Raw genomic sequence first — 9,193 nt, forward strand, 5'->3', positions numbered from 1 at the left:
TCTTTTTTGTGGAAATTAATATTGACTGAATATAGTTCAGTCGTTTATGATTGAATCAGATTCAGTCGAGGACAAAATTAGTAGGAGATGACCTATGAAAAGAATATCAAAAGAACCAGATATAAGACGACAAGAGTTAATGGATATTGGCTTTGAACTATATATGAAAAATGGTATGAAAGGATTTGGCATAAAAGATGTTGTGAATCATGCAGGTGTAGCAACAGGCTTATTTTATTATTACTTCAAGTCTAAAGATAACTTTGTTGATGAAGTGTTAAATGATTTTATTGTGAAAAATATGGAGTTAATCGAAGAAGTACTAATTTCAAATGAACGGTCTGTCATGCAAAAGATGGAAGATTCTCTAAATATATTTTGGACATTTATTGAAAAATTAGCGCCTTATAAAAATGTGAGTTCTTTTCAGACAGAACAACATTTTCAACTGGAACAGAAATTATTCACGCGAATTCAGCCATTAATTCGACAAGTGATTGAGGAAGGGATGAAAACGGGGATTTTTAATACTGATAACTCATTACTAGCTTCAGGTTTTATTTTATACGGTCTTAGCAGTGTTGCTCATTCAGAGGTGAATTTGAATTTAGATACGAAGCAAGAAATGGTTAATTTAGTATTAAATACACTGCGATATGATCAAAGAGAAGGAGAATGTATATGAAGATTATGATCGATGGAAACAATATTTCGAATGAACAACTTACAAAATGGAAAAGAGAACGTATTAAAAAAGTTTTAAATACATTAGGACATAAAGAGCAAGAATTAAATGATACAGACGATATGATAAAAAAACTAACGGAACTAAAATTAAATTATTCATACGATGAAATGTATGATAAGTTGAAGTCTAAACTTAAATTAAGTGAAATGGGTATGCGTATCGCTACAGTTTTATCTGGTAATAGACGGAAATTTTCAAAAACAAGTATCTATTTAGATGGGATTACAGCAGAAGAAGCGATAAATGGGATTGACAGTTTTATGCTTGAACAATCACGTGAAAATAATCAGGTGAACTTGTCAGCTTGTCCTGATCACTATGTACTAAGACCGTTTGGGGAAAATGAATTAGAAGTTATCGAAACAACTGGTAATTCTCCATTTCCAGTTCAATTTTTTATTGTTTTTGGTGACGAAACGGGATTGAAGACACCTAGAGATAAGTCTTATCAATACCAATCAACAGGTGTTGCACGTATGAAAGACGGTACTACTATTGGTGGAGTTCGACATCAATTCAAAGATACAGATACTGGTATAGAAGTAAGTCTAGTTGTAGAGTTTCCAGCACTTTGTCCTAATAGCCTTATTAAATCGCACCAAATGCATTTGGCATGTGAGTTTTCTTATTGGTTACAGTGGATTAAGAACCATAAAAAATAAATGACAATAAGGATGTTCAAACGAACCATATGTATTTTTTTAACAAAACTCAGTTGACTTATCGGAAATATTTGTATAATATGTACTTAATTCTATTACGTATTGCTGATTGGAGAAACCAAAGGCATTTTATCTATTGATAAAATGCCTTTGGTTTTTTTATTGCATAAATACTGAATCTGTTCATTTAGATGAATCATTTCAAGGAGGCGAAGAAGTGACTGTTTCAATTGATGGAGTATCAAAATATTTTTCGAAACAAACTCGTACTGTTCAAGTATTAGAGAATATTAATTTTCAATTAGAGAAAGGTGATTTTGTTACAGTAATTGGTCCGAGTGGTTGCGGAAAAAGTACACTATTAAAAATTATTGCAGGCTTAGACAGCGATTTTGAAGGAGAAATCATTATTGACGGGGAGCGTATAACAAAACCGAGTAAGAAGCAAGGATTTATATTTCAAGAGCATCGATTGTTTCCGTGGCTTACAGTGGAAGAAAATATTGCGGCTGATTTGTCATTAAAAGATAAGTATGTGAAGGATAAGGTAAAGGAATGGGTTGAAATTGTTCGGCTAGACGGTTTTGAAAAGTCATATCCGAAAGAAATATCAGGCGGGATGTCACAACGTGTTGCCATTGCAAGAGCGTTGCTAAGAGATCCAAATGTATTGTTACTTGATGAGCCATTTGGAGCACTGGATGCATTTACCCGAAGTCATTTGCAAGAAGTACTGCTCAACATTTGGGAACAAAAAAAGACGACAATGATATTTGTTACACATGATATAGACGAAGCAATATATCTTTCAAACAGAATTGTCATCATGAGTGCAAAGCCTGGAAAAATACATAAAGTGATTGAAAATAATTTACCTTATCCGCGTAGTAAAACTTCGGAGTCATTCCAAGAAATTCGAAAGAAAGTATTACAGCAGTTTGAACGCGGGGGACTAATTCAAACAAGTATATAGGGAAAGGGTGAGTATATGTATAAAAAAATCAAAATTCTTTCTTTTGCATTAGCTATTTCTTTATTTTTATTCGGATGTGAAAAAAGAACAGCAAGTAGTAAGAAGGAAGATGTAACAGTACAAATTGGTATTCAGCAAGGATTAAGCCCACTTTTATTGGCACAGAAAAAGGGATGGTTTGAAGAGGAGTTTAAAAAAGAAGGAGTTAAGGTGAAATGGACAGAGTTCCAAAGCGGACCTCCTTATTTTGAGGCAATCGCATCAAATCGATTAGACTTTGGTGAAGTTGGCAACTCTCCAGTTATTTCCGCGCAAGCAGCTGGTATTGAATTTACCGAAATTGCTAATACAAGTTATGCGAGAAAAGGAACAGGGATTCTTGTGCAAAAGGATAGCAAGATTACGAGTGTAAAAGATTTAAAAGCTAAAAAAATCGCAGTAGCAAAAGGAAGTAGCGCATTTAATTTATTGTATCGAGCGCTTGATAAAGAAGGTATCAATGCAAAAGATGTAAATGTCATTCAGTTACAACCAGATGAAGCGCAGCCAGCATTTGAATCAGGATCAGTAGATGCATGGGCAATTTGGGATCCTTTCATATCGTTACATACGGTAAATAAAGGAGCGAAGGTGATTACAGATGGTGAACAATTAAAGGTATCTTCCCCAGAGTTTTTAATTGCGAGAACAAAATTTGCGAAAGAGCATCCAGAATTAGTGGAGAAATTCCTTAAAGTATATGAAAAAGCACGTGTATGGCAAGATGAAAACTTGGATGAAGCAATAAAAATATACACTTCTGCAAAGAAAATAGATGCAGATATTGTAAAAGAAGTGTTTAATCACGACAAACCCATCTTAGTTCCGGTAACGAAAGAAATAGTTGCAGAACAGCAACAGACAGCAGATTTTCAATATAAGCTCGGTTCTATAAAGAAAGAAATCAAAACAGATAAAGTTGTAGATAATTCTTTCGTAGAAAAAGCAATAAAGGCGAAATGAAAAGAGGTTTTGTAAATTGGAAAATACGAAGGCTGTTGTGAAAAGGGCGAGTATAACGATTGGCAAAAGCAATGTAAAAAAATTGCGAAAGACAAATGTAAAAGTGTTAGTAAGAGCGATTACGATACCAATTGTCGTATTAATTATTTGGCAGTTAGCTGGCGTATTCGATTTAGTCTCTAAAACAGTTTTACCAACGCCATTAGATATATTTCTAGCTTTTCAAGAACTTATAAAAACAGGAGAGTTATACGGTCATCTAAGTATCAGTGTATTCAGGGCTGCGGCTGGTTTCTTTATTGGTGGGAGTCTAGGAATTATATTAGGAACGATTGTTGGGTTTTCAACGAGAAGCGAGCAATATTTAGATCCGTCAGTACAAATGTTAAGAACTGTGCCTCACTTAGCTGTTGCACCGCTTTTCGTATTATGGTTCGGTTTTGGTGAAACATCGAAAGTGTTATTAATTGCAGATGGTGCATTTTTTCCTTTATACGTAAATGCGTTTCTAGGAATACGAGGTGTAGATTCAAAGTTATTTGATGTTGCGAGAGTGTTAGAGTTTAGTAAAAGAAAATTAATTACGAAACTAATTTTACCGGCAGCATTGCCAAATCTATTACTTGGGGCAAGATTATCATTAGGAGTAGCATGGGTGAGTTTAGTAGTAGCAGAACTTATGGGATCTACAGAAGGTATTGGCTATATGATTATGGATGCAAGGCAATTTTCAAATACAGATATTGTATTTGTCGGTATTATTATCTTTGCATTCGTTGGGAAGTTTTCTGATTCACTTATTCGTTTACTAGAAGTGAAGTTTTTAAGATGGCGAGATAATTTTAAAGGAGAGATAGGAAATTAACATATAAATTATTAGGGGTAATTTATATAGAGTATTTTAGTGTACGTTTCAAAATAAATAAGGGGTGTGTAAAGGTATGGAATTATTATGGTTTATTCCGGCGTATGGAGATGGTCGATATTTAGGAACGACAAAACGAGGAAGAGCAGCTGAGTATGGTTATTATAAACAGGTTGCACAGGCAGCCGATTATTTAGGATATTCAGGTGTGTTACTTCCAACTGGTCAAGGTTGTGAAGATCCATGGGTACTTGCATCGGCACTTGCAGCTGAGACAGAGAAATTAAAGTTTTTAGTAGCAGTTCGACCAGGACTAATGTCACCGACAGTTGCAGCGAGGATGGCTTCTACATTTGATAGAATTTCAGACGGGAGGTTACTTATTAATGTAGTAGCTGGAGGAGATCCAGTTGAATTACAAGGAGATGGATTATATCTTGAACATGATGAAAGATATGAAGCAGCTGATGAATTCTTAAAAGTTTGGAAATCGACTTTGCAAGGTGAGACCATTTCATTAGAAGGAAAACATATTAAAGTTACAGATAGTAAAGTTGTGTTCCCACCAGTTCAAACGCCATACCCTCCTATATATTTTGGAGGATCATCCGCTGCTGGAAAGGAAGTTGCAGCAGAACATAGTGATGTATATTTAACGTGGGGCGAGCCACCAAAGCAAGTGAAAGAGAAAATAGATGAAGTAAGAAAACTTGCGGAAGAAAAGGGGCGTACGGTTCAATTTGGCATTAGATTACACGTAATTGTAAGAGAAACAGAAGAAGAAGCGTGGGAAGAGGCAGAACGTTTAATTCAATATGTAGATAATGAGACAATTGAGCTTGCTCAAAAGACATTTGCAAGATATGATTCAGTTGGTCAAAAACGAATGACCCATTTAAATAAAGGTACACGGGAGTCGTTAGAGATAAGTCCTAATTTATGGGCTGGCATCGGGCTTGTAAGAGGTGGTGCAGGTACTGCGCTTGTTGGAGATCCGCATACAGTAGCAAATAGAATAAAAGAATATGAAGCTTTAGGAATTGATACATTTGTTTTATCAGGATATCCACATTTAGAAGAGGCATATGAAGTGGCAGAACTGTTATTTCCTTTATTGAAGGAAGATAAGAAGCAAGAAAATAAAATTGTTGGTGAAATGATAGCTGATGCATATGCATTAAAAAAATAGTGAGAAATAAAGTGAAGCTTTCATCCTTTGGGTGAATTGTCCCAAAGGATTATTAGCCTTCACCAATCGGGTATTTAGAGGCAGTTTCACCTATGTTTTGCTTCATTTTGTTTACTGCCTGTTAATACGGGGTAAAAAACTCGCAAGTAAATCACTTGCGGGTTTTCATCGTAAACTATCAGAAAATATGGTAAAATTAAATAGTAACTTAAGGTGCGGTTGGTTGTTCAATTATCACTTCTCCAATTAGGAGGGGGGTGATAATAAGTGAGTGAAATAGCGTTGTTACTGCAAGGTGGACTGTTTCTCGTTGCATTGTTAACATTCGTCGTCGTTTTAATAGACAAGCTCAAAAAATAACAACCCACCTATGCCAATAGAATGTGGGTTGTTTTGTTTGTAAGAAACAAATAGGATAAATGAACAATCCAATCTGCTAAGTTACGTGGACTAGTGTGTAGCCGCACACTAGTCTTTTTTATTTATATACAATTTATAATTGGTTTATGTGATTGTATTGTTCTTTTCATACTTATTATAACACAGTGTCTTTTCATCAAGAAAGGAGACCGTATGTTCTGTTTCTAATTAAATAAAAGGTGATTTTTCTTTAAAGAGCCCGTCCATATACTGTTTTAAAGTTTGAACGTAAAATTCTTGCTTATTTACATCATTAACGCCGACAATTGGTGAAGGAAGTTCATATCTCTTTTCTGATAAATGAACGACAACATCAAAAATATCAAATAGACGAATGAAACAGAAGAGGCCATCTTTATCACTTAATAAAATAAAGTAGTGGTTTTCGCTATTTGTATTTAATGTATTCCATAAAGAACTTTTGCTTAAATCACGAACAATGCTCTTTTCTTTTAATTCCATGAAGTCGGCATTTGATAGGATGCTAGAAATATCAATCGCATCTTGATCTTCAAAATAGCCATCGACTGCTTGTACAGCGAAAGTATAAGCCATTTTTAATACACTCATTTTATACTTACGGTTATCTAAAAGTAATTCACGTTGAATAGAGCTAGCTACTTTCGTTACACGTTCTTCTTTCCAAATTTCATTATGTAGTGAAATATCGTGCTTTTTACATAGTTTCATAATTAATGCATTGGAATAAAGTATTTCGTCACTTACTTCAACAACATCCGTCTCAGCCACTGCAAGTTCCTCACCATGCTCATTCGTATAGAGTGGGGAGTCAATCTGTTTTTTCATGTGCTCAATCTTAAACTGACTTAATTTATGCCGAATTAAGGGGCGATCAATATTTGTTGTCATTTGTTCATGACAAGTATCACAAATTGAGTTTGTGAAATAATATCCACATAATATTTCTGGGATGACATATTGTTCACTAAGTTCTTTCGTATCTTTTCTGCAAATGATGCATTGTGTCATTTTTATCACCTTTACCTGCAAATTTGTATGTAATCTCATTGTAGTGTATTTATTGGCATTTTGGAATATTGTAAAGGAAAATATTATGTGAAATTGTTACTTATTTTGGTACAATGAAGAGAAGTGCTAGTTTAAAGGAGGACGTTTTTTTGAAATCGAAAGTGCACTTTTGGACATTAGAAGTGCTAATGGTTGTAGCGATCATATTTATTTGCACAAAAATATCGTTTCTATTTCAACCGATTGGTATCTTCATATCAACGCTGTTTTTCCCAATCTTAATCGCGTTATTTTTATACTTCATATTTAATCCGGTGTTAGTCTTTTTAGAGGAGAAAAAAGTACCTAGAAATTTAGCGATTTTACTGTTATATCTTTTTATCATAACATTAACTGCAGTTGGCGTTGGGGTAGTTGTTCCGACGATCTCACAACAGCTAATGGATTTAGTGAAAAATATGCCAGGCTATATAAAAGAGGGAAAACTATACATACAAGATTTATCCCATCATAGATTGTTTGAATGGTTATCTACACAAAACTATGTTTCCATTGAAACAATTGAAAAAAATGCAATTGAATATTTAAAGGATATACCAAACACAATTACGTCGAGTGCAACGGCTTTATTTGGTATCATAACGAACGTCGCATTAGTTATTTTTACAGTACCGTTCATTTTATTTTATATGTTTAAAGATGGACATGCGTTTCCAGGAAAAGCAGTAAGTTTATTACCAGAGTCATACCGTGAAGAAGGGCTTCGTATCATTAAGGAAACGAACGAAACATTATCTGCATATATTCAAGGGCAAGCGCTTGTTTGTATATTTGTAGGTGCTTTTACTTTTATCGGTTATTTAATTATCGATTTACCGTACGCTTTTGTTTTAGGAATTATAGCTGCATTTACAAATATAATTCCTAACTTAGGTCCATTTATCGGTGCAGCACCAGCTGTTATTGTAGGTTTGTTTGTATCTCCGATGCAAGCGTTGTACGTAATTATTATCGTAACAATTGTACAACAGTTTGAAAGTAACATCATTTCACCGCGTATTATGAGTTCAAAATTAAATATCCATCCGTTAACAATTATTATTTTAATTTTAGGGGTAGGTAACTTTGCGGGAATTATCGGAATGATCTTGGCGGTGCCAGTGTATGCAGTAACGAAAACAGTTGTATCGAACTTAGTGAGATTGTTTAAGACGAAACGAAGTAATCGAAAATAGTATATGTTGAGAAAGATACACCGCTTTTTAAGTGGTGTATCTTTTTGTTTATTAATCAAATTTAAAAATTGTACAAATACAATTTTATTGTGTATTTATTACATATCAAATATAACGTTAAAGTTGTATGATATAGCTCCAATAAAACTATGTGGAATCCCTCTGAACTATCCAAATCATTTCCTTACAACGTGCTATCAACATCATAATCGACTCCTTTCAAGTTTTATATTTTAAAGGATTATAGGTGAGTGTAGTATTTGCTTCTACGATCTCGAATTTCGTCCATAATCTTTTTGTATTGTTGCTCTTGTTTTAATTCATCTTCAGAAAAAATTTCTTTCTGGATTGTAATTGTTAAGAAGAAAAGATGAAACTTCATGATACATTCCTCCTTTCGAAAGGAATTATAGATGGCTACAGTAGTGACTTTGACGTTCTTTTACATCTTCCATAGCTTTATTAATTTGATGGTCATGCAATATCTCACTGTCCGAGAACTTAGTTTTTTGAATTGTGATCGTTAAAAAGAATACTTTAAATTTCATTAGATAAAACCCCTTTATAAGTTTATTAGAAAAGACGGCTGTAATAAGAAGCTTGACGCTCTTTTACTTCGTCCATAATGGATTGAATGTGTTGCTCACGTAAAATTTCGTTGTGAGAAAGTTTACGTTTTTGAATGGTGATAGTTAAAAAGAATGCTTTAAATTTCATGAAGGTAGTTCTCCTTAAAAATATATTTTTAATACATATGCGTATAATATGAACTTTTAATGTCAGTCATTTTATCAGTCAGTTGTTTTATTTGTTGTTTACGATGGATCTCAGCTTCAGTTAAAGTGTTTTTCTGAAGTACAGTCGTAAAAAAGAAAATATGAAAAGTCATAAATGAATTCCTCCTTTCGAAAAGGAATTACATGTGATCACAATAAAGTGCTTGGCGCTCCTTAACATCATTCATAGCTTTTTCTATTTGCTCATTATGAAACATTTCATCTTTAGAAATTTTATTTCTTTGAATCGTAATACTTAAAAACAATACGCTAATAGTCATCGAATGTTGCTCCTTTCTTTAAAAAATAATGTAAGAGACTAAAAAATCGCAC

Annotated in this window: 14 protein-coding genes; 8 read left to right on the plus strand and 6 right to left on the minus strand. The window is 33.7% G+C overall.

What is annotated here, in order from left to right; all coding sequences use genetic code 11:
- The first annotated feature begins 94 nt into the window (after positions 1-94).
- The 7 genes from MR079_RS14630 to MR079_RS14660 all read left to right on the plus strand — a co-directional run bounded on the left by MR079_RS14630 (position 95) and on the right by MR079_RS14660 (position 5,799).
- Positions 95-685: a TetR/AcrR family transcriptional regulator gene (locus tag MR079_RS14630; RefSeq protein ID WP_000822614.1), complete on the plus strand. Its 591-nt coding sequence runs from the start codon at positions 95-97 to the stop codon at positions 683-685.
- Complete coding sequence (locus tag MR079_RS14635; protein WP_242294195.1) at positions 682-1,410, plus strand: hypothetical protein; 729 nt, start codon at positions 682-684, stop codon at positions 1,408-1,410. The genes MR079_RS14630 and MR079_RS14635 overlap by 4 nt, the downstream gene beginning before the upstream one ends.
- Positions 1,411-1,627: 217 nt before the next feature.
- Positions 1,628-2,383: an ABC transporter ATP-binding protein gene (locus MR079_RS14640; protein ID WP_208735706.1), complete on the plus strand. Its 756-nt coding sequence runs from the start codon at positions 1,628-1,630 to the stop codon at positions 2,381-2,383.
- 15 nt (positions 2,384-2,398) lie between these two features.
- Positions 2,399-3,385: an aliphatic sulfonate ABC transporter substrate-binding protein gene (locus MR079_RS14645; protein ID WP_242294196.1), complete on the plus strand. Its 987-nt coding sequence runs from the start codon at positions 2,399-2,401 to the stop codon at positions 3,383-3,385.
- 16 nt (positions 3,386-3,401) lie between these two features.
- Entirely contained in the window at positions 3,402-4,250 is an 849-nt protein-coding gene (locus MR079_RS14650) for an ABC transporter permease (RefSeq protein ID WP_242294197.1), read from the plus strand.
- Positions 4,251-4,326: 76 nt separating this feature from the next.
- On the plus strand, positions 4,327-5,439 hold the full coding sequence (gene ssuD / locus MR079_RS14655) for an FMNH2-dependent alkanesulfonate monooxygenase (RefSeq protein ID WP_242294198.1): 1,113 nt from the start codon (positions 4,327-4,329) through the stop codon (positions 5,437-5,439).
- Positions 5,440-5,706: 267 nt separating this feature from the next.
- On the plus strand, positions 5,707-5,799 hold the full coding sequence (locus tag MR079_RS14660; RefSeq protein ID WP_001289320.1) for a putative holin-like toxin: 93 nt from the start codon (positions 5,707-5,709) through the stop codon (positions 5,797-5,799).
- 228 nt (positions 5,800-6,027) lie between these two features.
- On the opposite strand, the gene MR079_RS14665 is transcribed toward MR079_RS14660, so the two are convergent.
- The gene (locus MR079_RS14665) at positions 6,028-6,849 is read right to left on the minus strand and encodes an HNH endonuclease (protein ID WP_242294199.1); all 822 of its coding nucleotides are present in this window, start codon (positions 6,847-6,849) and stop codon (positions 6,028-6,030) included.
- A 149-nt stretch (positions 6,850-6,998) separates the two neighbouring features.
- On the opposite strand from MR079_RS14665, the gene MR079_RS14670 reads away from it, so the two are divergent.
- Positions 6,999-8,084 carry an AI-2E family transporter gene (locus tag MR079_RS14670; RefSeq protein ID WP_000837888.1) on the plus strand — a complete coding sequence of 362 codons (1,086 nt, stop codon included), beginning with the start codon at positions 6,999-7,001 and terminating at the stop codon, positions 8,082-8,084.
- A gap of 241 nt (positions 8,085-8,325) precedes the next feature.
- On the opposite strand, the gene MR079_RS14675 is transcribed toward MR079_RS14670, so the two are convergent.
- The 5 genes from MR079_RS14675 to MR079_RS14695 are packed head-to-tail and all read right to left on the minus strand — an operon-like array spanning position 8,326 to position 9,141.
- Positions 8,326-8,466, minus strand: a complete 141-nt coding sequence (locus MR079_RS14675) for a YrzI family small protein (RefSeq protein ID WP_000668488.1) — start codon at positions 8,464-8,466, stop codon at positions 8,326-8,328.
- Between the two features lie 25 nt (positions 8,467-8,491).
- A complete protein-coding gene (locus tag MR079_RS14680; RefSeq protein ID WP_000669812.1) occupies positions 8,492-8,632 on the minus strand; it encodes a YrzI family small protein in 141 nt (46 codons plus the stop codon).
- A 25-nt stretch (positions 8,633-8,657) separates the two neighbouring features.
- A complete protein-coding gene (locus MR079_RS14685) occupies positions 8,658-8,801 on the minus strand; it encodes a YrzI family small protein (RefSeq protein WP_000668957.1) in 144 nt (47 codons plus the stop codon).
- A 28-nt stretch (positions 8,802-8,829) separates the two neighbouring features.
- Positions 8,830-8,973 (minus strand): YrzI family small protein, encoded by a 144-nt coding sequence (locus tag MR079_RS14690; RefSeq protein ID WP_000142732.1) that lies wholly within the window; start codon positions 8,971-8,973, stop codon positions 8,830-8,832.
- 27 nt (positions 8,974-9,000) lie between these two features.
- Positions 9,001-9,141, minus strand: a complete 141-nt coding sequence (locus MR079_RS14695) for a YrzI family small protein (RefSeq protein WP_000156179.1) — start codon at positions 9,139-9,141, stop codon at positions 9,001-9,003.
- Between the last annotated feature and the right edge of the window lie 52 nt (positions 9,142-9,193).

The sequence above is a fragment of the Bacillus cereus group sp. BfR-BA-01381 genome (assembly GCF_022663555.1).
Classification (GTDB): Bacteria; Bacillota; Bacilli; order Bacillales; family Bacillaceae_G; genus Bacillus_A; species Bacillus_A pacificus.

Excerpts from the sequence above, each read along its gene's own strand:
- MR079_RS14685 (WP_000668957.1), bottom strand. The coding sequence starts at position 8,801 with ATGAAATTTAAAGCATTCTTTTTAACTATCACCATTCAAAAACGTAAA.
- MR079_RS14695 (WP_000156179.1), bottom strand. The coding sequence starts at position 9,141 with ATGACTATTAGCGTATTGTTTTTAAGTATTACGATTCAAAGAAATAAA.
- MR079_RS14630 (WP_000822614.1), top strand. The coding sequence starts at position 95 with ATGAAAAGAATATCAAAAGAACCAGATATAAGACGACAAGAGTTAATG.
- MR079_RS14680 (WP_000669812.1), bottom strand. The coding sequence starts at position 8,632 with ATGAAATTTAAAGTATTCTTTTTAACGATCACAATTCAAAAAACTAAG.
- MR079_RS14665 (WP_242294199.1), bottom strand. The coding sequence starts at position 6,849 with ATGACACAATGCATCATTTGCAGAAAAGATACGAAAGAACTTAGTGAA.
- MR079_RS14645 (WP_242294196.1), top strand. The coding sequence starts at position 2,399 with ATGTATAAAAAAATCAAAATTCTTTCTTTTGCATTAGCTATTTCTTTA.
- MR079_RS14675 (WP_000668488.1), bottom strand. The coding sequence starts at position 8,466 with ATGAAGTTTCATCTTTTCTTCTTAACAATTACAATCCAGAAAGAAATT.
- MR079_RS14690 (WP_000142732.1), bottom strand. The coding sequence starts at position 8,973 with ATGACTTTTCATATTTTCTTTTTTACGACTGTACTTCAGAAAAACACT.
- MR079_RS14635 (WP_242294195.1), top strand. The coding sequence starts at position 682 with ATGAAGATTATGATCGATGGAAACAATATTTCGAATGAACAACTTACA.
- ssuD (WP_242294198.1), top strand. The coding sequence starts at position 4,327 with ATGGAATTATTATGGTTTATTCCGGCGTATGGAGATGGTCGATATTTA.